The sequence below is a fragment of the Promicromonospora alba genome (assembly GCF_042654905.1).
Lineage (GTDB): Bacteria > Actinomycetota > Actinomycetes > Actinomycetales > Cellulomonadaceae > Promicromonospora > Promicromonospora alba.
This window is the reverse complement of record NZ_JBHSFI010000003.1, coordinates 551,738-573,396: the sequence shown is the minus strand read 5'-3', so window position 1 is coordinate 573,396 and position 21,659 is coordinate 551,738. Positions and strand designations below refer to the sequence as shown.

At 72.0% G+C, this 21,659-nt stretch carries 19 protein-coding genes; 8 read left to right on the top strand and 11 right to left on the bottom strand.

Annotation, left to right across the window (positions count from 1 at the left end):
* Positions 1-97: 97 nt before the first annotated feature.
* The 4 genes from ACFO6V_RS07760 (at position 98) to ACFO6V_RS07745 (ending at position 6,955) form a co-directional block, all read left to right on the top strand.
* The gene (locus tag ACFO6V_RS07760) at positions 98-3,598 is read left to right on the top strand and encodes a CARDB domain-containing protein (protein WP_377133912.1); all 3,501 of its coding nucleotides are present in this window, start codon (positions 98-100) and stop codon (positions 3,596-3,598) included.
* A 157-nt stretch (positions 3,599-3,755) separates the two neighbouring features.
* Positions 3,756-4,199 carry a DUF4383 domain-containing protein gene (locus tag ACFO6V_RS07755; RefSeq protein ID WP_377133910.1) on the top strand — a complete coding sequence of 148 codons (444 nt, stop codon included), beginning with the start codon at positions 3,756-3,758 and terminating at the stop codon, positions 4,197-4,199.
* A 101-nt stretch (positions 4,200-4,300) separates the two neighbouring features.
* Positions 4,301-4,705 carry a pilus assembly protein CpaE gene (locus tag ACFO6V_RS07750; protein WP_377133908.1) on the top strand — a complete coding sequence of 135 codons (405 nt, stop codon included), beginning with the start codon at positions 4,301-4,303 and terminating at the stop codon, positions 4,703-4,705.
* Between the two features lie 117 nt (positions 4,706-4,822).
* The gene (locus ACFO6V_RS07745; RefSeq protein ID WP_377133905.1) at positions 4,823-6,955 is read left to right on the top strand and encodes an elongation factor G; all 2,133 of its coding nucleotides are present in this window, start codon (positions 4,823-4,825) and stop codon (positions 6,953-6,955) included.
* A 142-nt stretch (positions 6,956-7,097) separates the two neighbouring features.
* Here ACFO6V_RS07745 and ACFO6V_RS07740 read toward each other — a convergent pair whose 3' ends face one another.
* A complete protein-coding gene (locus tag ACFO6V_RS07740) occupies positions 7,098-8,300 on the bottom strand; it encodes an MFS transporter (protein WP_377133903.1) in 1,203 nt (400 codons plus the stop codon).
* A gap of 56 nt (positions 8,301-8,356) precedes the next feature.
* On the opposite strand from ACFO6V_RS07740, the gene ACFO6V_RS07735 reads away from it, so the two are divergent.
* Complete coding sequence (locus tag ACFO6V_RS07735; RefSeq protein WP_377133901.1) at positions 8,357-8,926, top strand: CGNR zinc finger domain-containing protein; 570 nt, start codon at positions 8,357-8,359, stop codon at positions 8,924-8,926.
* Here the strand turns inward: ACFO6V_RS07735 and ACFO6V_RS07730 are convergent.
* Positions 8,898-9,299 (bottom strand): RidA family protein, encoded by a 402-nt coding sequence (locus tag ACFO6V_RS07730; RefSeq protein WP_377133899.1) that lies wholly within the window; start codon positions 9,297-9,299, stop codon positions 8,898-8,900. The two genes, ACFO6V_RS07735 and ACFO6V_RS07730, sit on opposite strands and share 29 nt — an antisense overlap.
* Before the next feature lie 104 nt (positions 9,300-9,403).
* The gene (locus ACFO6V_RS07725; protein WP_377133897.1) at positions 9,404-9,658 is read right to left on the bottom strand and encodes a hypothetical protein; all 255 of its coding nucleotides are present in this window, start codon (positions 9,656-9,658) and stop codon (positions 9,404-9,406) included.
* Between the two features lie 26 nt (positions 9,659-9,684).
* Between ACFO6V_RS07725 and ACFO6V_RS07720 the strand changes: the two genes are divergently transcribed.
* Together ACFO6V_RS07720 and ACFO6V_RS07715 are read left to right on the top strand one after the other, a co-directional pair.
* Positions 9,685-10,209 carry a CGNR zinc finger domain-containing protein gene (locus ACFO6V_RS07720; protein ID WP_377133895.1) on the top strand — a complete coding sequence of 175 codons (525 nt, stop codon included), beginning with the start codon at positions 9,685-9,687 and terminating at the stop codon, positions 10,207-10,209.
* Between the two features lie 303 nt (positions 10,210-10,512).
* A complete protein-coding gene (locus ACFO6V_RS07715; RefSeq protein ID WP_377133893.1) occupies positions 10,513-11,526 on the top strand; it encodes a DUF4190 domain-containing protein in 1,014 nt (337 codons plus the stop codon).
* Between the two features lie 33 nt (positions 11,527-11,559).
* On the opposite strand, the gene ACFO6V_RS07710 is transcribed toward ACFO6V_RS07715, so the two are convergent.
* The 5 genes from ACFO6V_RS07710 to ACFO6V_RS07690 all read right to left on the bottom strand — a co-directional run bounded on the left by ACFO6V_RS07710 (position 11,560) and on the right by ACFO6V_RS07690 (position 16,866).
* Positions 11,560-13,536 (bottom strand): thioredoxin domain-containing protein, encoded by a 1,977-nt coding sequence (locus ACFO6V_RS07710; RefSeq protein WP_377133890.1) that lies wholly within the window; start codon positions 13,534-13,536, stop codon positions 11,560-11,562.
* A gap of 89 nt (positions 13,537-13,625) precedes the next feature.
* Complete coding sequence (locus tag ACFO6V_RS07705; protein WP_377133888.1) at positions 13,626-14,483, bottom strand: phosphotransferase; 858 nt, start codon at positions 14,481-14,483, stop codon at positions 13,626-13,628.
* A 100-nt stretch (positions 14,484-14,583) separates the two neighbouring features.
* On the bottom strand, positions 14,584-15,030 hold the full coding sequence (arfB, locus tag ACFO6V_RS07700) for an alternative ribosome rescue aminoacyl-tRNA hydrolase ArfB (RefSeq protein ID WP_377133886.1): 447 nt from the start codon (positions 15,028-15,030) through the stop codon (positions 14,584-14,586).
* 4 nt (positions 15,031-15,034) lie between these two features.
* Entirely contained in the window at positions 15,035-15,703 is a 669-nt protein-coding gene (locus tag ACFO6V_RS07695; RefSeq protein WP_377133884.1) for a response regulator, read from the bottom strand.
* Positions 15,694-16,866 (bottom strand): sensor histidine kinase, encoded by a 1,173-nt coding sequence (locus ACFO6V_RS07690; RefSeq protein ID WP_377133882.1) that lies wholly within the window; start codon positions 16,864-16,866, stop codon positions 15,694-15,696. The genes ACFO6V_RS07695 and ACFO6V_RS07690 overlap by 10 nt, the downstream gene beginning before the upstream one ends.
* 130 nt (positions 16,867-16,996) lie before the next feature.
* Between ACFO6V_RS07690 and ACFO6V_RS07685 the strand changes: the two genes are divergently transcribed.
* On the top strand, positions 16,997-17,686 hold the full coding sequence (locus tag ACFO6V_RS07685; RefSeq protein WP_377133880.1) for a hypothetical protein: 690 nt from the start codon (positions 16,997-16,999) through the stop codon (positions 17,684-17,686).
* A 101-nt stretch (positions 17,687-17,787) separates the two neighbouring features.
* Here the strand turns inward: ACFO6V_RS07685 and ACFO6V_RS07680 are convergent, their stop codons facing one another.
* From ACFO6V_RS07680 to ACFO6V_RS07670, 3 genes are all read right to left on the bottom strand, one after another.
* Complete coding sequence (locus ACFO6V_RS07680) at positions 17,788-18,648, bottom strand: hypothetical protein (RefSeq protein WP_377133878.1); 861 nt, start codon at positions 18,646-18,648, stop codon at positions 17,788-17,790.
* 145 nt (positions 18,649-18,793) lie between these two features.
* Entirely contained in the window at positions 18,794-19,498 is a 705-nt protein-coding gene (locus tag ACFO6V_RS07675; RefSeq protein ID WP_377133876.1) for a GH12 family glycosyl hydrolase domain-containing protein, read from the bottom strand.
* A gap of 186 nt (positions 19,499-19,684) precedes the next feature.
* The gene (locus ACFO6V_RS07670; RefSeq protein WP_377133874.1) at positions 19,685-21,562 is read right to left on the bottom strand and encodes a LamG-like jellyroll fold domain-containing protein; all 1,878 of its coding nucleotides are present in this window, start codon (positions 21,560-21,562) and stop codon (positions 19,685-19,687) included.
* Positions 21,563-21,659: the final 97 nt, after the last annotated feature.

Below are 21,659 nucleotides of genomic sequence, written 5' to 3'. Positions count from 1 at the left end.
GCACAAAGCAGTGCGCACGCTGCAACTTTCTACTCTCGCCGGGCAATGCTGCCCCGCGGCTGGACGAGCCCGCCTCGGCGGGAGAACGAGGACGTTCATGAGAATCCCCTGGAACACGGGCTGGAACACGGGCTGGAACACGGGCTGGAACACGGGCTGGAACACGGGCCGGAATCACCGCGCCCGGAAGAACACGGTCGTGGCGGGCGTCGCGCTGGCGCTCGTCGCGCCGCTCGGCCTCGGCGCGGTCGCGTACGCCGCGGCGGAGGCCACCAATCTCGCGCTCGGCAAGCCGATCGCCGCGTCGTCGGTGACGCAGACCTACGTCGCGGGCAACGCCAACGACGGGAACGCGAGCTCCTACTGGGAGGGTGCAGGCGGCCAGTACCCGGCGCACCTCACCGTCGACCTCGGCGCGGCGGCCGACGTCGAGCGCGTGGTCGTCACCGTGCCGCCAGCTGCCGTGTGGGAGCCGCGCACGCAGACGTTCAGCGTGCTCGGCCGGTCCGACGGCGAGTCGTCGTTCCGCACGCTCAAGGCGTCTGCTGCACATCGCTTCGACCCCGCGAGCGGCAACAAGGTGGAGCTCACGCTGGGCTCCGAGGGCGGCTCGGAGATAGACACAGAGGTGGACGAGGTGCGCCTCGCCTTCACCTCCAACACCGGCGCGGGCAACGGCCAGGTCGCCGAGCTGCAGGTCTGGGGCACCCCGACGGGCGGCGGAGACCCGACCGACCCGCCCACCGATCCGCCCACCGACCCGACCGGCACCAACTACGCGAAGGACCGGCCCGCCGCGGCGTCGTCCACCGAGTGGTCCTACGTGGCGGCGAACGCCGTGGACGGGCAGGTCGGTACGTACTGGGAGGGCGCGGGCGGGCAGTACTCGTCGACGCTCGACGTCGCCCTCGCCGCGCCCACGCAGGTCAGCAGCGTGCGGGTGCGCCTGAACCCCGACGGCGCGTGGGGTCCGCGTACCCAGACGTTCTCCGTCTGGGGCCGCTCGGGCACCGCGGCGTGGCAGGAGCTCAAGGCGTCCGCCGGGTACGCGTTCGCACCCGGGAGCGGCAACCTCGTGAACGTCCCGGTGGCGGGCACCGTGACCGACGTCCGCCTGCGCTTCACGGCCAACACCGGCGCGGGCAACGGCCAGGTCGCCGAGCTCGAGGTCTACGGCGCCCCGGCGCCCAACCCGAACCTCACCGTCACGGCGGTGACCGCGTCCCCGGCGTCGCCCACGGCGACCACACCCGTGACGCTCACGGCGACCGTGAAGAACACCGGTGACCGGGCCTCGGCGGGCACCACCGTCGACGCGAAGCTCGGCGGCACCACCGTGGGCTCTGCGGACGTCGGCGCTCTGCAGCCGGGCGCGACCGCCCAGGTGCCGGTCGCCGCGGGCACCCGTCCGGCGGGGGAGTACACCGTCGGCGCGGTCGTCGACCCGGCGAACGCGGTGGCCGAGCAGAACGAGACCGACAACGCGTTCACGGCGACGGCGAAGCTCGTCGTGGGCGAGGCGCCCGGGCCCGACCTCGAGGTCGTCTCGGTGTCCTCGAACCCGGCCAACCCCGCCGTCGGAGCGGCGGTGACCTTCACGGTCCAGGTGCGCAACCGCGGCAACCAGCCGGCCGCCGCGGGGTCCGTGACCCGCGTCGTCGCGGGCTCCAGCACGCTGAACGGCACGACGCCGGCGATCCCCGCCGGGCAGACCGTCACGGTCACGCCGTCCGGCTCCTGGACCGCGACGAACGGCGGGGTGACGGTGACCGCGACGGCCGACGCCACCGACGTCGTCGACGAGACGAACGAGGAGAACAACTCGGGGCGGCTCGCCGTGACCGTGGGCCGCGGCGCCGCCGTGCCGTACACCACCTACGAGGCAGAGGACGGCGAGTACACCGGCACCCTCCTGCAGGCCGACCCGCTGCGTACGTTCGGGCACACCAACTTCGCCACCGAGTCGTCGGGGCGCGAGTCCGTGCGGCTGACCAGCACCGGCCAGAACGTGGAGTTCACGTCCACGGCCCCGACCAACTCGATAGTCGTGCGGAACTCGATCCCCGACGCCGCGGGCGGCGGGGGCCAGGAGAAGACGATCAGCCTGTACGCGAACGGTACGTTCGTGCAGAAGCTGACGCTGTCGTCCAAGCACTCGTGGCTGTACGGGACCACCGACCAGCCCGAAGGCCTGGTCAACACCCCGGGCGGCGACGCCCGCCGCCTCTTCGACGAGTCGCACGCGCTGCTGGGCCGGTCGTTCCCGGCAGGCACGGAGTTCAAGCTCCAGCGCGACGCCGGGGACGACGCCGCGTTCTACGTCATCGACCTGATCGAGCTCGAGCAGGTCGCACCGGCCGCCTCGAAGCCCGCCCAGTGCACCTCGATCACCGAGTACGGCGCGGTCCCGAACGACGGGCAGGAGGACACGGCCGCCATCCAGGCCGCCGTGACCGCCGACCAGAACGGTGACATCGCCTGCGTATGGATCCCGGCGGGGCAGTGGCGCCAGGAGAAGAAGATCCTCACCGACGACCCGCTCAACCGCGGCACGCACAACCAGGTGGGCATCAGCGACGTCACGATCCGCGGCGCCGGCATGTGGCACTCGCAGCTCTACAGCCTCATCAAGCCGCACCTCGCCCCGGGCGTCATCAACCACCCGCACGAGGGCAACTTCGGGTTCGACATCGACGACAACGTCCAGATCTCCGACATCGCTATCTTCGGCTCCGGCGACATCCGCGGGAACAACGGCCAGGAGGAGGGCGGCGTCGGCCTCAACGGCCGGTTCGGCAAGGACACCAAGATCACCAACGTCTGGATCGAGCACGCGAACGTCGGCGTCTGGGTCGGACGCGACTACACCAACATCCCCGAGCTGTGGGGACCCGGCGACGGCGTCGAGTTCTCCGGCGTCCGCATCCGCAACACCTACGCGGACGGCATCAACTTCAGCAACGGGACGCGCAACTCCCTCGTGTTCAACTCGTCGTTCCGCAACACCGGCGACGACGCGCTCGCCGTCTGGGCCAACCCGTACGTCAAGGACCGCAACGTCGACATCGGGCACGACAACGCGTTCCGCAACAACACCGTCCAGCTGCCCTGGCGCGCCAACGGCATCGCCATCTATGGCGGCTACGACAACTCCATAGAGAACAACCTGATCTCCGACACCATGAACTACCCCGGCATCATGCTGGCGACCGACCACGACCCCCTGCCCTTCTCGGGGACCACGCTCATCGCCAACAACGGCCTCTACCGCACCGGCGGGGCGTTCTGGAACGAGGACCAGGAGTTCGGGGCGATCACGATCTTCCCGCAGACGCACGACATCACCGGCGTCACCATCCGCGACACCGACATCTACGACTCCACCTACGACGGCATCCAGTTCAAGAACGGCGGCGGCAACATGCCCGACGTCCGGATCACGAACGTGCGGATCGACGGGTCCAACAACGGCTCAGGGATCCTCGCGATGGGCGGCGCTCGCGGCAACGCCATCCTGTCGAACGTGACCGTCACCAACTCCCGTGACGGGGACATCGAGAAGGAGCCCGGCTCCCAGTTCGTGTTCACGGGCCAGTAGGCCTGGTCCGCTCCACAGTCGGTGCCGTCATCCTGGGGATGGCGGCACCGGCATCTTTTCTCCCGTTCCTCCCATCCGGTCCGGCTCTGGCTCCGAACCCGTTGCATGACCGTCGCCGCAGCGACGGGTGCCACACAAGAAGGAACGGAGAAGTGCCATGACTCAGTCCATGTCCTCGACGCGCACGCGGGCGCCGCACCAGTGGATCGCCCTCGCGATCGGCGCGGTCTACCTCCTGGTGGGGGCCGCCGGCTTCCTGGTGACCGGGTTCAGCGGGTTCGCGGAGCACGACCACAGCCAGACGTTGCTGGGGTTCGCGATCAACCCCCTGCACAACATCGTGCACATCCTGATCGGGCTCCTCGGGCTCGCCCTGTGGTCCGCGGCGGGCCGGGCGCGGACGTTCGGCTGGCTGCTCGTGGCCGGCTACGGCGCGACGTTCGTCTTCGGCCTGTTCGCGGTGAGCAACCCGGACATCAACTTCCTCAACATCAACGCGGCGGACAACGGGCTGCACCTCGGGAGCGTCCTGGCCGGCCTGGCCATCGCGCTGTGGCCCCACCGCCGGCCGCAGACGACCCCCGCCGCCCAGCACTACTGACGGGCCACCGAGATGGGTGAGAACGGGGTTGTGCTCGCCAGAGCCTCGGATACGGACACAACCCCGTTCTCGTCCGTCGTTGCGGGTTCCACAATGGGGTCATGATCTCTTCCCAGCTTGCCGCGGAGCTGCGTGACGCCGGCCTGGTCTGGAAGCCGGTCGACGGCGACCAGTTCCGTATCGCCGCGCCCGAGCTCGCGGGCGACGTCTTCACCGTGAGCACCATGACCATCGAGGCGCACGAGTTCCCGACCGGAACCATCCTCGGCTTCAACGGCACCACCGAGTGGGCGCTCGACTCGGTGGCGATCGAGGACGCCCTCTGGCTGCCGCGCGAGGACCAGCTGCGTGCGCTCCTGCGTTCGAGCTTCCGCGCGCTGCGCCGGGCCGACGGCGTCTACGAGGTGGACGTCGAGCTCCTCGGCCGGCCGCGCGTGTTCGCAGCCCCGGAGGCTGTCGATGCGTATGGGCGGGCGCTGCTCGCGCTGATCGAGCTCAGCCGCTGACGGAGGCCGGGTAACGGGTATCCCGATTGATCACCCAATTACCCGTCGCTCTGGGGTGCACGCTCGCCGGCAAAAGCGCCATGATGGCCGGTAGCACCCAATGGCGGGAGGCCTCTCATGGAGGCGGCATCAACCGGCAGGCACCGGACCGTTGCTGTCGTGGGCGCGTCGGGCGCCGGGAAGACGACGCTCACCGAGGCTCTGCTGCACCGCGCCGGCGCGATTCCCCGCGCCGGCCGCGTCGAGGACGGCAGCACTGTGACCGACCACGAGCCCGAGGAGATCGCCCGGGGCATCTCGCTCGGCCTCGCGCTCGGAACGCTCACCTGGACGTGTCCCGACGGCGCCGTGCGCACCCTGACGTTGGCCGACGCGCCCGGCCACCCGGACTTCGCGGGCGCCATGGACACGGCCCTGTCGGTCGCGGACCTCGCGCTCGTCGTCGTCAGCGCCGTCGACGGCGTGCCGCCCGGCACCCGGACCGCGTGGTCGACCGCCGAGGCGCTCGGCGTGCCGCGCGTCGTCGTCGTGACGCAGGAGGACCGGGCGCGCGCCGACTTCCGGCGCGTGCTCGCCGAGCTGCGCGAGGCGTTCGGCGAGCACCTGTGGCCCATCGAGCTGCCGCTCGGCGAGGAGCAGTCGTTCCGCGCCATCGCCGACGTGCTCGGCGAGCACGCGCTCGTGTACGACGACCAGGGCCGGCACCACGAGGAGGACCTGCCACCCGGGGCCGTCGACGAGGAGCACCGGATGCACGTCGACGTGACCGAGGAGCTCGTGTCGCACGACGACGAGCAGCTCGACGCGTACCTGTCCGGCAGGGAGCCGGCCGCGGCGGTCCTCGAGCGTGACCTCGCGCGCGAGGTGGCCACGGGCGAGGCGGTGCCCGTCGTGGTCGCGTCCGGCGTGACCGCCACCGGCGTCGACCGGCTGACGGACCTGCTGTGCGAGCTGGCGCCCGCGCCGACGGAGCGCGACAGCCGCATAGTCGTCGGCTCGGCCGCTCGTGACGACGCGCCCGCCGGCACGTACGACACAGGGGACGACGGCGGTGCGGGCCGCACCGTCGCGGTCGCCGCCGACCCGTCGGGCGAGCCGCTCGTGCACATCTTCCGCACCGTGGTCGACCCTTTCGTGGGCCAGGTCTCGATGCTCAAGGTGCTCTCCGGCGTCGTGCGCACGTCCGACCGACTGCGTAACGCGACCACCGGCGCCGACGAGCGCATCCACGGCCTGTTCCGGTTGCAGGGCAAGGAGCACATCCCGGCCGGGGAGCTCGCCGCGGGCGATGTCGGGGCCGCGGCCAAGCTGGGCGGCTCGCCGTCGGGCACGCTGCTCTGGTCGCGGACGTCGGGCCAGGCACGGCCCTTCCTGCCACCCCCGCGCCAGCCCGTCTATGCCGCGTCGCTCGTGCCGGCGTCACAGTCCGACGACGAGCGCATGCCGGCGGCGCTGGCCCGGCTCGTCGCCGAGGACCCGACGCTCGTCCTCGACCGGATGGGCGAGGCGACGGTGCTGCGGGGCCTCGGTGACACGCACCTCGACGTCGCGGTCGAGCGGCTCGCGCGCGTGTTCGGCGTCCACGTCGAGACCGGGCCGGTGCCCGTGGCGTACCGGGAGACGATCGCGCGGTCGACGCAGGCCGAGGGCAAGGTCAAGAAGCAGTCGGGCGGGCACGGCCAGTTCGCCGTCGTGCAGCTGCGGGTGGGGCCACTGCTCGACGGCGGCTTCGAGGCGGGCGGCTTCGAGTTCGTCGACTCGGTGGTGGGCGGCGCGGTGCCCCGGCAGTACATCTCCGCCGTCGAGAAGGGCGCCCGCGACGCGATGGCCGCCGGAGGGCCGCAGGGCTACCCCGTCGTGGACCTGCGCGTCGAGGTGTACGACGGCAAGTCGCACTCGGTGGACTCGTCCGACATGGCGTTCCGCGTCGCGACGGCCGCAGGCGTCAAGGCTGCGCTGGCCGAGGCCGGGACGGTGCTGCTGGAGCCCGTCGCGACGGTGACCGTGACCGTCCCGCCCGACCACCAGGGCGCGGTGCTCACCGACCTGTCCGGGCGGCGCGGGCGCGTCTCGGCGACCGAGCTGGCCGACGACGGCCGGGCGCGCCTGGTCGCCACCGTCCCGGAGGCGGAGCTCGGCCGCTACGTCCTCGACCTGCGGTCGCTGACCGGCGGCCGCGCCGAGCTCACGATCCGGCCCGCCGGCTACGACCGGGCACCCGACAGGAGCCGGCCCCGCACGCCGTCGTGAGGCGCGGGGGCCCGAACAGCGAACGAGCCTTGGCGTCGAATGGAGGAGCAGTCGCGGCGTGAGCGCTTGGAAGGCGACCAGCCCTACGTTCGGCGGGGTGGAGCGATGGGGCCTGCGGTCGGCGGCGAAGTGACCGCACCCGTTATGTTCTTGGTCCGCGGCAGCTGAGCGCGGCGAAGGACAGCAGTGCGGCGAGCTCGACGGCCATCGCCGCGAGCATCGCGACAGGGAGCGTCGACGACAGTGCGCCGCACAGCGCGGCGCCGAGTGCCGCGCCGCCGAGCTTGAGGCTGGCGGCGGTGGTGAACACCTGGCCGCGGACCTCCTCGGGTGTGTCCCGGTGGCGGATCCGCAGCAGTGCGGAGAGCTGCGGCCCGTCGGCCGCGCCGGTGAGGACTGCGGCCGCCAGCAGGCAACAGGCGCCGACGGGCGTCCGGCCTGCCACCAGGGCCAGCGCCGCCGATCCGGCTGCGGCCGCGAGCACGCAGTAGGTAGCGGCCAGGACCCGGTCGGGTGCGATCCGGTCTGGGCGAGCCGCGTACGCCGCGTTGCCGATCAGGGCCGCCAGAGCCATCAGGGCGAGAAGCCATGGGCCGTGCCCGGCCTTGCCGAGGACGCGCTCGGCCAGGAGCGGCGCCGAGGTGAAGATCAGCCCGACGCCGGCGTAGCTGATGACCGACGTGACCGTCGCCCGGCGCAGCCGCCGGATCCTGGCGATCACGAGGAATCCGGCCAGCACCTGCTGCCGGAGCCGCGGCGGCCGGCCGGTCCTGCGCGGCATACCGCCGGTCGCGTGGACGGCGGGGGCGGCGAGCAGGATCGCCAGCACCGCGAGGGCGACCGCGTACGCAGGAGGCAGCACGAGCGCCAGGCCGCCCACGAGGACGGGAGCCGCCAGCGCGGCGACGTCGAACGTCAGGCCGTCGAGCGCTGAGGCGCGGGGCAGCTCGCGGGCCGGTACGACGCCGGGCAGCCGGGAGCTCCAGCCGCCCGACAGGGCCGGGCGGAAGAGCCCGCCGATCAGCGCGACGGCGACGAGCGCCGTCACCCCGACCTGCCCGAGCAGGAGGGCGACGCAGACGATGACCGCGGCGAAGCCCAGGAGCGCGAGCGCCAGCAGCCGACCCGGGCGTCGCGTACGGTCGAGGAGCACGCCGAGAACCGGACCGCCCACCGCTGTCGCGGCGGTCAGCGCGGCCACCACCGCGGGCCCGGTCGAGACCGCGTCGGAGGCGGCCATCGCGAGCAGGAGCAGAGCGGGGCCGCTCATCTCGTCGCCGGTGCGGGAGATCGTCGCCCCGGCCAGATAGGTCAGCAGGCGTCGGTTCGTGGTCGGCAGGTACACGGGACGCACCGTACGGACGTAACGCAAAACTCGTCTATGAGCGTTACATTTCAGCGATGGTCCCACCGAACGCCGACTGGCCCGTACGGCTCTCCCCGCGCGCCGCCGCACGGCGTACCGCGGCGATGATCAACGTGCTGGCCGGAGAGCCGACACCGGCAGCCGTCCGCGAGGTCCTGCTCGCCCACGGTGAGGACGAGTCGCTGACGATCACGGACGACGACGTCGAGCCCCTGCGGCGCGCGGCGCACGAGCTCCGCCCGATCTTCGACGCCGACGACCTCGAGACGGCGACCGGGCTGCTCAACCACCTGCTGGCCCGGCACACGCAGCGGCTGCGGCTCACCGCACACGGCGGGACGGCGTGGCACGTGCACCTCGACCGCGACGACGACGGCCCGATCGGCGAGTGGTTCCTGGCGTCAGCCTGCCTGGCGATCGCCGTGCTGATCTGGGACCGGCAGGAGCTGCCGGGCGGGGTCTGCGCGGCGACCGGCTGCGATCAGGTGTTCCTCGCGGTCGGGAGCGGGCCGGACCAGCGGTACTGCTCGCGCCGCTGCGCCACCAGGGAGCGGGTCGCGGCCCACCGTGCCAGGGTCAGCGCACCACGGCCGCTATCGCGCTGACCTCGATGAGCGCACCCGGAACGCCGAGACCCGCGACGCGGGCTGCGATCACCAGGGGCGGTTCGTCGGACGCGAGCAGGGGAGCGATCGCGCCGTACGCGGCCGCGAGGTCGACCCCGTCGACGAAGAGCACGGTCCACTGCACGACGTCGGCGAAGGTGGCGCCGGCCGCGGCGAGCGCGGTCCTGACGTTCTCCACGGCACGGACCGACTGCGCGGCGACGTCGTCCCCGCCGACGAGCGAGCCGTCCGCGTCGACGGAGTCCTGGCCGCCGACGTAGATCGTGGTCGCTCCCGGCGGCACGACGGCGACGTGGCTGAAGGCTGGGCTGAAGATCAACCCGTCCGGGCGAAGAAGCTGAATGTTGTCCATACCCGATGCTTGCACGAGTCACTGACACGGCCTCCGGGCGCCCGTCAGCCCTGTCGTCGTCGGCCTGGTCGTTGTCAGCCCGGTCGTTGTCAGCCCGGTCGTTGTCAGCCCTGTGTCTCGGCCGCGCCGCCGACCACCCGGGTCAGCGGCGCGGGCGGCAGCTCCCGGTGTCCCTGCAGGTCCACCCGGTGGCTGCCGCACGCGGTGCACCGCACGTAGACCACGTATCCCGCGGAGGTCGCGTGGCGCGACTCTGTCGCCCACGAGTGCTCGTGCCGGGTCTTCGGGGTGCTGGCCTCCGGGGTGCTGGTCTGCTGGGTGCTGGTCCGCGGGGCGGGGCGGGTGTCGATCGTCGTCATGCCTCCCACGATGCTGTAATGGCCTTATGCATCTCAACCCTTACGGCGAGTACGCGGTCCTGCTCGCCGGGTCCCTCGCCGACGACTGGCCCGACGACCGTGCCGGGATCGAGGCGCGGACCCGCGAGTTCGGCATGACCATGGAGTTCCAGGAGGAGCCCGAGGATCACGCGCGTTCGCGCCTCGTCGTCGACGACTGGCTGCGGATCGTGGACACGCCCGATCCGGCGGCCCGCGCCGCGCTGCTGAACGCGCAGATGGCAGCGGTCGCGGCCTACCCGCGGCTCACCGACCACGACGGCGAGGGGTGGCACCTCCACTACCGGGACGACGACCAGGTGCTGTCCTCGGTCCTGCGTGCCGTCATCAGCGTGGGAACCTCGCTCCACCTGGTCACGCGCGGGATGCACCGGCTGGGGCGCTGCGCGTCCGAGCCCTGCACCCACGTGGTGGTCGACGTGACACGCAACGGGCGTCAGCGGTACTGCTCGGTGCGGTGCGCCAACCGGGCGGGCGTCCGGCGGCACCGCGAGCGGGCGGAACGGCCCTAGCGGCCGGTCGTAGGGCTGGCGGGCTGGCGGGCTGGCGGATAGGCGGATAGGCGGACCGGCGGCGCCCGGGGCGTCGCCGGCGAAGTTTCGCCCGGGTGATTTCACCCCTCCCGCGGTCCCTTTTCGGAGATTCGTACCGGCACGGTCCGTACTCTTCATTCCCGTGAGCGCGCCCGCTGCTCCGGGTTGCACACCGGTGCGGGCGCGACAGGGTGCGACGTCAGGGGAGCCATGGTGGACGGGCAAGTGCCGACGGACGGGCGAGAGCCAGGGCCGACGCAGGATCTGGGATTCGCCGCTCCCGTGTCGTCGCCCTACCAGGCGCCGCCTCCGCACGGGTACGGGCCCTACGCGCCGGCCCCCGCACCGAAGGCCCCGGGCAACCCGCAGGCGACGGCAAGCCTGGTGCTCGGGATCGCCTCGCTGGTGCTGAGCCTGCTGTTCGTGCCGGCGATCATCGGCGTCGTGCTGGGGATCGTCGGGCTCGTACGGTCCGGCCGCACGGACCCGCCGACCGGGCGGGGGGCGGCGATCGCCGGCATCTCCCTGTCGGTGATCGGAGCCTGCGCCGGCGTCGTCCTCGCGACGACGGCGTCGGCCACCCTGTCCGACCTCGCGCGGACCATCGCGGAGGAGACTGCCACCACGGCGCCCGGGGACGGCGACCGTGCCCCGGCGTTCGACCCGGAGGCCTACACCCAGGTCGGCGCGAAGCAGTGGGAGTCCATCGTCAAGCATCCCGTCGAGGCCGAGGGCCGCGCGGTGGTGGTGTTCGCCGAGGTCGTGCAGTTCGACAGCCGCACAGGCTCCGACCGGTTCCTCGCGGCTGCCGGCGTCGACCAGCCCGGCGACCTGGGCGAGCTGCGGTCCACCTCGGCCTTCGTCGGGGAGGAAGCGCTGCTCGAGGGCGTGGAGCAGGGCGACGTGCTCAAGATTCACGCGGAGGTGACGGACTCGTTGGAGCTCGAGACCCGGCTCGGTGGTACCTCGACCGTCCCGTTCCTGACCATCGCACGGATCGAGGACGTCGGTCTGGCCGACCTGAGCACTGACTTCGCTCTCGGCGCGGCCGAGCGTGATGCGCTCGACATCCTCTCGGTCCCGGTCACCGTGACCAACAGCGGCGGGCGGACCTTCACGTACAGCGCACTGGTCGTCGCCAGGAGCAAGGACGGCAAGAAGTCCTACGGCGAGGGGACGGTCTTCATCGAGAAGATGAAGGCCGGCCAGCGGAAACAGGTCGCCGTCGACTTCTTCGACGAGGTCCCGGCCGACGCCGTCTTCCGGGTCGAGGAGATAGCGCGGTACATCGAGTGACGCCGCGCCGTCCCCGGACGGCCGCCGACCGCCTCAGACCCTGAGCGCCGCCGCGAGGTCCTCGGCGGTCGTCACCGGCCGGTCGCACACGAAACCCCTGCACACGTAGGCCGCCGCCCGCCCGTCGACGAGCGGTCGGGCGGCGAGCAGGGGCACGCCCGGGGCGTCCGGCTCGCCGACGGCGACCACGAGCCCCGGCGACGTCGCGCCCCTGGCCACTCGTCCGAGCGCGGCGCGTGCCTCGTCGTCGGGCCCGACGACGGCGACCTGCAGCGGGCCGGTGCCGAGCGCCTCCGCGACGGCGAGGGTCCAGCCGGCGAACCGCGGCGCCTGCCTGGCCAGTGAGCCGGCCGCGGCCACCGCGGTCTCGGCCGCCGCACGGTGCCGGGGCGAGCCGGTCAGAGCGGCGTAGGTGCACAGCGCGCCGGCGAGCGCCGACTGGCCTGCCGGCTCGGCCGTGTCGGCGGCGTCCTTCGGCCGGCTCACGAGGCGTTCGGCGTCGTCGGCCACGTCGAAGAAGCCACCCGCGCCGTCGCCGAACCGGCTCTGCGCGAGTTCGAGCAGGCTGGCCGCGGCGTCGAGCCAGCGCGTCTCGCCGGTCGCCTGGTGCAGGGCGAGGAGCCCTTCGGCGAGATCGCCGTGGTCGGCGGCGACGCCGGGTGCGGAGCCGACGGCGCCGCCGCGCGACGCCCGCCGCAGGCGTCCGTCGACGAGGTGGAGGCCGAGGACGAGCTCCGCGCACTCCCGCGCGGCGGCGATGAGGCCGGGTTCGCCGAGCAGTACCCCGGCCTCCGCGAGCGCGGCGATCGCCAGGCCGTTCCACGCGGTGACCACCTTGTCGTCGCGGGCGGGCTGGGGCCGCGCGGACCTGGCCTCCGCGAGCCGTTTCCGGGCCCCGGCCCACCAGCCGGGGTCGGGGTCCTCGGGCAGCTGGAGGGTCGAGGCGCCCTCCTCGAAGGTGCCCTCGGGCGTGACGGACAGGGTCTCCGCGGCGCGGGCGCCGTCGTCGGGCCCGAGGACCTCCGCGAGCTGCGCCGGGGTCCAGACGTAGGTGAGGCCCTCGACGCCGTCGGTGTCGGCGTCGAGCGCCGAGGCGAACCCGCCCTCGGGCGTGCGCAGGTCGGTCAGGAGAAAGCCGGCGGTCTCGCGGGCCACGCGCGCCGCGAGCGGTGAACCGGTCGCGCGGTAGAGGTGCAGGTAGACCCGCAGGAGCTGCGCGTTGTCGTACAGCATCTTCTCGAAGTGCGGCACCACCCAGGCGGCGTCCACCGCGTAGCGCGCGAACCCGCCCGCCAGCTGGTCGTAGATGCCGCCGCGGGCCATCGCCTCGCACGCGCGCTCGACGATCCTCAGCGCCTCGGGGTCGCCCGTGCGGGCGTGGTGGCGCAGCAGGTGCTCCAGCGTCATGGACGGCGGGAACTTGGGCGCGCGGCCGAACCCGCCGTGCACCGGGTCGGCCTCGCGGGCCAGGGCGCGCGCCGCGGCGGCGAGCGCGTCGTCGTCCAGCCGGTCGGGGGTCAGGCGCGTGGACGCCTGGGTCACCGCCTCGGTGATCGCCGCGCCCTGCTGCTCGACGGCGTCCCGGCGCTCCGCCCAGGCCTCCGCGACGCCGTCGAGCAGCGCCAGGAAGTGGTCGCGGGGGTAGTAGGTGCCGCAGTAGAAGGGGTCGCCGTCCGGGGTGAGGAAGCAGGTCATGGGCCAGCCGCCCTGACCCGTGAGCGCGGTGGTCGCGCTCATGTAGACGGCGTCGACGTCGGGCCGCTCCTCGCGGTCCACCTTCACCGCGACGAAGCGGTCGTTGACCGCCGCGGCCACGCCCGCGTCCTCGAACGACTCGTGCGCCATGACGTGGCACCAGTGGCACGCGGCGTACCCGACGGACAGCAGCACCGGGACGTCGCGCCGCCGGGCCTCGGCGAACGCCTCCTCGCCCCATTCCCGCCAGTCGACGGGATTGTCCGCGTGCTGGAGGAGGTACGGGCTGGTCGCGGTCGCCAGACGGTTCGCCATCTCTCCAGCCTGACATGCGATAGCCACGGGTCCCAGCTACGGACCGGCCGGCTACGGACCGGCCGGCTACGGACCGGCCGGCTCCCCGGTCAGTGTGTCCCGGTCAGTGTGTCGAGCGCCGGCCACGGCGGACCCGCGCGCAGCAGGCGCAGGCACTCCTCGCCGAACCACCTCCCGTCCGGGAACTGGTCGCCGACCTCCCAGCGCCAGGTCGCGATCATCGCGATCACGAGCTGCCGGCAGTCGTCCAGCAGCCCCTGGTCGACGCCGGGGTAGTGCTCGCCGACCGCCACGGGAGCGTGGGCGAGGTCGAACTCGACGGGTCCGCGGCAGCAGGTCTCGAGGTCGATGAACAACGGGCCCTCCGCGGTGCTGAGCACGTTGCCCGGATGCGGCTCGCCGTGGAGCAGCTGCTCTGCCGCGCCGCGGCCGACTATCGCCTCCCGCAGGCTCGCCAGCCTGCCGCCGAGCAGCGCACGGTCCGCGTCGGCGAGCTCCGGCGAGCGGGCGGGGTCGGCGACGACGTCCTCCGCCTCGGTGATCCGGTCCGTGAACCTCGGGCTCGGCAGGTCGACCGCGCGCATCCCGGCGTGCAGCCGCTCCAGCGCCTCGGCGTACCCGGCCGGCGAGGTGGGCGGTGTCGCGGGCTCGTAGTAGGTCCACAGCGTCACCGCGAAACCGTCGCGCCGGTACACCCGAGGGTCCGCCCGGGGCTCCAGCCGGCCCACCGGGCTGCCGACCTCGGTGAGCCGCTGAGCCAGCTCTACCTCGAACTGCGCGACCTCCTGTCCCTCAGGGGCGACCCGGGCGAAGACGTCGCACGGCGTCAGCCGCAGCGCCAGCTTGTTCGAGTTGTGCAGGACGACTGCGTCGTCGGCCGGCAGGTCGAGGGATGCGGCGATCGAGGTTGCCGCTGCGATCGCGCGTGCGACGTCGGTCCTGTTCACCGTCGAAGCCTGGCACGGACGAGCAAGCCCATTTCGGCATCACCATCTCGGCGAGGCCGGCCCGGAGGGGGTCAGCCTCGGCAGGGGTCGCCGGCGGCCGTCAGTCGTCACGCCGGGGCTTGGACGAGCGCAGCTGCTTGGTCGTGGACCGCTGCTTCTTGGCGGTCAGCCGCCGTTCCTGCGAACCCCGCGTCGCGCGCGTGGGGCGGCGGGTCCGCGGGGGAGGGGCGAGGGCGTCGGCCACGAGAGCCGCGAGGCGCTTGGCGGCGGCGTCGCGGTTGCGCCGCTGCTCCCGGTTCTCCGAGGCGACGACGGTGAGGACGCCGTCGACCAGCCGCTCCGCGAGCCGGCCCGTGACGCGCTCGCGCTGCACGTCGCTCAGGACTGCGGACTGGGCGACGTCCCAGGACAGCTCGACGCGCGAGTCGGTGGTGTTCACGCCCTGGCCGCCCGGGCCGGAGGCGCGCGAGAACCGCTCCGTGAGCTCTGCCCGGGGGATGGTCAGCGCAGGTGTGACCGCCAGGCCGGGACGGACGGGTGAGGGCATGTGCTCATCCTCTCGCGCTCTGCGCCTGGTACACGAGGAGGGCGACCTGGACGCGGTTCTCGCTGCCCGTCTTCGTCAGGATCCGGGACACGTGGGTCTTCACCGTCGCCTCGCTCATGTACATCTGGGCGGCGATCGTGGCGTTGGACCTGCCTGCGGCCACGGCCTCGGCGACCTCGCGCTCGCGGTCGGTGAGGGTGGCCAGCGCGCGGCGGGCGGCGTCGGCCAGTGGTGCGGCCGCCGGGTCGGCGACCTGCTGCACCAGGCGCTGCGTGATCGATGCGGAGAAGACCGACTCGCCCGCGGCGACCAGCCGTACGGCGCGCGCGATCTCCGTCGGCGGGACGTCCTTGAGGAGGTAGCCGCGGGCGCCCGCCGAGAGGGCGTCGAGGACGTACGTGTCGAGGTGGAACGTCGTCAGGACCAGGACGGCGGGGGCGTCCGGGTACGTGTGCAGCTCGCGGGTGGCGCCCACGCCGTCGAGCACCGGCATCTGCAGGTCCATCAGGACGACGTCGGGCTTCAGCTCGCGGGCGAGCCCAACCGCCTGGCGTCCGTCCCCGGCCTCGCCCACGACGACGAGCCCCGGGTCGCCGCGCAGGACCATCCTCAGGCCGTTGCGGACCATGGGGTCGTCGTCGACCAGCAGCACCGAGATGGTGGTCAGGTCCATGGCAGCTCACCGACCAGCTCGAACCGTCCTGCCGACGGGCCGTAGCGCAGGGTGCCGCCGGCGAGGTCCGCACGCTCCTTCAGGCCGATCAGCCCGGCTCCCGCGCCCGGGACGCCGAGCGACCGCTCGACCACCTCGTTCTCCACGCGCACCCGGAGCGCGCCCTCCTCGAGCGCGAGCGTCACCAGGGCGGTCGCGTCGGGTGCGTGCTTGCGTGCGTTCGCGAGCCCCTCCTGGACTATGCGGTAGGCATCCCTGCCGACGCCGGTCCGTGCACGCTCGAGGAGGGCCGGGTCCATGTCGAGCTCCACCCGCTGCCCCGCCCGGACGGCCTCGCCGACCAGGTCCTGGATGCGGTCGAGGCTGGGCTGCTCGAGCGAGATCGGCTCGTCCGCCCGGAGCGCGCCGAGGGCGGTCCTGAGCTCGTCGAGCGCCTGGCGGGCGGAACCGTAGATCAGCTCGCCCGCGTCCTTGACGGCGGCGCGGGACAGGTCCGGATCGACCATGAGCCCGCCCGCGTGCAGGGCGATGAGGGAGATCCGGTGCGTGACGACGTCGTGCATCTCGCGCGCGATCCGCGTCCGCTCGGCCTGGCGCACCTGGTTCTCGCGCAGCCGCTGCTCCTGCTCGGCACGTTCGGCGCGCTCCCTGTAGGACAGGAGCAGGGAGGCCTGGGTCTGCCGGAGCGCACCGGACGCCACGACGGCGGTGACGATGGCGAGGTTGACGACCACGGTCAGGTAGACCTGGTTGTTGCCGGGATAGACGAGCCAGAACACGTAGCCCGCGAGCACGTCCGCCGCGCCGACCGCGATCGCCACCCGCAGCCGGCCGTGCCGGGCGACGCCGTACAGCGCGACCATGTTGGCCACACCTGCCGTCGCGACGAACGCCGCGGCGGCTGCCAGCGCCAGAGCGACGGCGGTCCGCGCCCGGCGCCTGAACAGCAGGGCACAGCACGCGAGCACGCCGGCGGCGACGTCCACCCACAGCAGCGCACCGGTCGGTCCCTGGACCAGCACCCAGCGCAGCAGCGCGAGGCCGCCGGCGAAGGACGCGAGCGTCGGGAGGATCGTGCGCAGGAGCGTCCCGGCGCTACGGGGACCTGTCGTCCCCGTAGTGGCCGGCTCGCTCGTCGGGCCCTGCTCGTTCTGCTCCGTCACGACGCCGAGCGTAGGTGTGCGGGCCTGCGAGGACGTCACTCTTTAGTATTTCGTCCGGTGCGACTTTCGTCGGCGGAGGCCACCCGAAGGGTGGATGTCCCGCCCTGCCCGGCTCGGCGACGCTGAAGCCATGGACATCACAGAAGCACCCCGTTCGGGGCAGAGCACGTTCCAGATCAGCCGATCCGACCGTCTCGTCACCGGCCTCAGCGGCCTGGTCTCCGGGGCCCTGTCAGTCGTCATGGTGGGCCTGTACTTCGTCTACATGGGCCCGCCCCCGGCGGAGAACGTCATCACGCGCAACCTGATCACCGTCGCCACCTTCGTCGGCTTCCTCGTGTTCGCGGTGGGCCTGGCGCGACTGCTCAGGCAGAGCCGGCAGGGGGACGCGGGGCTGTCCGGTTCGATCGCCATCGCCTCGCTGCTGACCTACGTGGCGGTCACCCTGGTGTCGGCGTCGCTGGAGGTCGGCACGTCCCTCTGGGTTCCTGACGGTTCCATGGACCCGACGGTCGACGGCCCGCTCGCCGCCGGCATGGTGCTCCTGCACGGCCCCATCGCCCGCGCTCTGGTGGCGACGTTCCTCATCGCCCTGGCGATCAGCGCGGCACGGACCGGACTCCTGCCCCGCTGGGTGCTCGTCGGCAGCGTCGTGCTCGCCCTCGTCAACCTGGCCCTGTTGCCGTCGATCTTCTTCGGGATGAACGCCGCGGAATTCTATGCGGCGAACGGCTGGGGCGCGGTCGCCAGCATCGGCGCCATCAACGTCATCTGGCTCGCGATCCTCGGCGGCTCGCTCCTGGTCCCGCGCCGTCGCTGAGGGCGGCCCTGACTCCCGTTCAACAGGCCACAGGAGGCCGTAACCCGCCGGGTTACGGCCTCCTGTGGCCCGTTGAACAGCCTGCTGGACGGAGCGCTCGATCAGGTGGTCGCCGGCCAGGTGCGCTTGGCCTCCATGACCCAGAAAGCGCAGAAACATGCGATCTCCCACGCCTCGAGGACGAGCGCGGTGTACTCCGACCCCAGGGCCAGGAGTACCCCGGCGATCAGGATCCCGGCCAGCATCAGGAAGAAGATCGTCCGATACGTCTTGACGCCCGGGCCCGTGCCGCCGAAAGTGCCCGGCCAGGCGTGGCTGGCCACGGCGCCCGCCAGGCTGAGGAACAGCAGAACTGCCGCGGCGAGATGGATGCCCTGGAAGCTGTCATCCGCAAATCCCCGGAAAAGAACGAGGGCGAGAAATGCCAGACCCAGTGCGTTCGTTACTATGAAAACCCATCTGGTCGCCTGTCGCTCCAGCAGATCAGGGATTGACCACTGGCCGAACCGTCGTTCAAGAACGACAAAGACTATGGTGACCGCGATCACGGCACCGATGGTGATGCGAAGTGCGTTCACCGCCTCCTGGCGCTCCTCGGCACCGAGGGAAGCGAGGCTCTCGGCGAGGCCGGTCGGCACGAAAGCGACGAAGATCGCGTAGAAGCCGGCGACGTTGAGGGTGTAGTCCTCGAACGCCGGGGAGCCTCGGTAGACGATGAGGCACACGGCAGTGCCCACCATCGCGCCCACGAATACATCTCGGATCGGACCCAGGTAGTACGCGCTGATGGACCCCTCCACCTGTCCGGTGAAGGCGAGGATCAGGATCGCGAGAAACATCAGCGCCGGTAGCGTCACGAGCATGAGCCGCAGATGGCGGTATGTCTCGCGGGCCAATATGCCGGCTCCAGGACCTGGAGCGGGCGGGATTTCTTTTGCGACAGCGTCTTTACTGTTGCTCATCTATTGATGCTCAGCCTGCACCGAGCTCTTGTCCAGGGGGTATGGATTTATCACCCCCGGAACCCGTGGTGATCTTTGAGGTGAAGCTGCCCCGGCCGGGCCGGGGCAGCTTCACCGCGAGGCAGTGGCCTATCGGTTCAGCGAGCTATCGGTTCAGCGAGTAGGAGTTCACCCGGAAGTCGCGGCCGCCCGAGGACGAGGTGATCTCCCAGCCGAACTGGATCTGGTCGATCCGCACCCGCGGCATGTGGTTCTGGCTGACGAGCCACTGGGAGTGGGCGGTGATGTCGACCCACATGTTGGTGCTCTGGGACTCCGCGAGGAAGCTGTAGACGTGGTTGCCGCCGTTGTGGCCCTTGTAGTACCGCCACCGGCGTCCGCCGAGGGTGACGGTGGAGACGTAGCTGCCGATCGGGCCGACGTTGGACGTCCACTGCGTCCAGATCATGATCTCGTGGTCGTGCCCGTTGCCCCACACGTCATAGGCGGTGTTGTACGCCAGCCCGGAGCCCGAGGGCACCGTGACGTTGGCGGTGCTGTTGACGTTGCCCATGTTCCAGACGTCCCGGCCGAGGTTGTAGGACACGTTCGGGTAGGACTTGATGCCGCCGGTGTTCGGGTGGTTCGCCCACACTCCCCAGTTGTTGTAGGAGTTGGCCCAGATCGTCTGCGGCCCGTAACCGCCGCCCCAGACGTTGTTGTAGAGCGTGTACCCGCCGTTGTTCCAGCTGCCCCACCGGTCGGAGGACGTCCAGGTGGCGGCCTGGGCCGGGGCCGGGGGAGCGAACGTGGCTCCGGCGACGGCGAGCGGAGCCGCGAGAGCGGCCAGGAGGAGTGATCGACGCTTCATCGGTTCTACCCTTCTGTTGCTGACAGCACTGTCAGCGTTCGGTGAAAGGATGGCTGTGCGCGTTGGAGCGCAACCGCTTCGACGCGCGGGATCAATGAAGGCTATACATTGATATGGCGCGCCTGAGCGTAACCGCTTCGACGCGCCATAGGCAATGACTTCCGACCGGGTGATTTTGCTACCGGGTCAGCGGTTCCTGGCCGTGAGGAACTGGTCCGGCCGCAGGGCGCGCGAGACGATCCTCGTGTCCCCGATCCAGCCGTAGAAGCCCTGCTCGTACTTCAGGTCGAACTGGGTGCCGCCGATGGCGAACGGCCTGCCGAGCGTGGAGATGCCGCGTGACTCCTCGGAAGCGTTGCGCACGATCTTCGAGCCGTCGACGTACATCACCGTGCGCCGGCCGTCGTTGACGAGCGCGACGTGCATCCAGCGGCCGACCGGGACGGCGTGGCTCCAGGACGTGGGATCGGCGTCGCCCGGCACGGGGTAGACGACGAACTGCAGGAACCGCTCGCCCGACAGGTTCAGGCTGCACGTCGGCTCGTCGTCGGACCAGCCGCTGTGCTTGCCGGCGTCGCCCGCGCGGCCCTCCCAGCTCATGATGCCCATCCAGGCGTGATCGCCCTCGAAGGGCTCGGGCAGCTTGAGGAACGTCTCGATCGTGTAGCCGGACTCGAACTTCGCGCTGTTCACCGGAGCATCGGGGCCGGTCCGCAGCACCGCGCCGCGGTCGGGCCCCTTGCCGCCGTCGAACCGCAGGCTCGCGTGGGCCGGCTGGGCGTCGTGGTGCTCGGCCGACCAGGTCAGGGTCTCCGGGCCGCTCGCGTGCAGCAGCGAAGAGGTGAGGTCGTTGCCGTTCCCGGTGAGGTCGCGTGCGACGGTGCCCGGTGCCACCGGGGCGCCGTCGGCCCCCATGGTGGCGAGCCCAGTGGCGAGCCCGGCCTCGTCGAACCGCCAGTACGCGACGGTGCCCCGCGGCATGACCGCCGACGGCGGGAGCGGCACGGGCAGCAGCGGCGGGGCGAACGCGGCGAACCGCTCGTCGAAGTCGATCTCGACGGTGAACCGGTCGACGTCGCCGCTGAGCTCCACGTGCTCCGACTCCAGGGGCGTGGGGTCCTGCTTCGCCCCCAGCCAGGGTGAGAACGTCTCGACGTCGATCACGCCGCGGTCCAGGTCGAACGAGTAGTACCGCACCATGCCGGCGCCGCCGTAGTAGCGGTCCTGGTAGTTCGTGATGTGCAGGTGCACGGGGTGGCCGGCGTCGTTCGTCCTGGTGGTGCGGCCCGACGGCCAGTAGTGCCCGCCCAGCGCGAGGAAGATCTGGTCGTTGCCCCGGATCAGGCGGTCCCAGAGGCGCTGCCCGTTGTCGGAGAGCTGGGCGGCGCCGTCGTCCTCGGCCCAGACGAGGTCGTGGGTGGTCAGGATCGCGGGCAGCGTCGCGTGCTCGTCCAGCACAGCCTGTGCCCAGGCGAGCCCGGCGTCGGAGGCGCGCCAGTCCAGCGCCAGGACCAGCCACTCCCGGCCGCCGCCGCGGACGACGTGGTAGCTGTTGTAGCCGTCGGGGGAGGAGCCGCCGTAGGTCTTCATCCGGGAGAACCGCTGCGGCCCGAAGGCGCGCAGGTACGGGGTGTCACCCCGCTGGTCGTCGCCGGAGACGTCGTGGTTGCCGGCCAGCACGCTGTACGACAGGCGGCCGGCGGCGTCGAACGCGCGGCTCGCCGCCCGCATCTCGGTCACCGTGCCGTGCTCGGTGACGTCGCCGAGGTGCGCCATGAAGACGATGTTGTCCCGCGCCTGCTCGCGCACGAGGTGGCGCAGCGTCGCGGCGACCGGTTCGGCGTCGGAGCCGCCGTCGTCCAGGAGGTACTGGGTGTCGGGCAGGACGGCGATCGTGAACCGCGGGTCCGTCGTGTCGGGGCGGCCCCCGCTCGACGTCGCGGGCGCCGGGGTGGCGGACGCCGTCGTGGTTCCGACGGTCGTGGAGGCTGCGGACAGGATCGGGACGGCCGCGGCTGCCTGGAGCAGGGACCGGCGGGAGAGCTTGTTTTCCACGCCTCGCATCGTGGCGCCGGCTGCTGTCGTCGGGGTGACGCGGAGCCGAACGGTGGCTGACGATCAGGCTGGGGTGCGGCCGGCGCCGGACCGCGAGCCGGGGGCG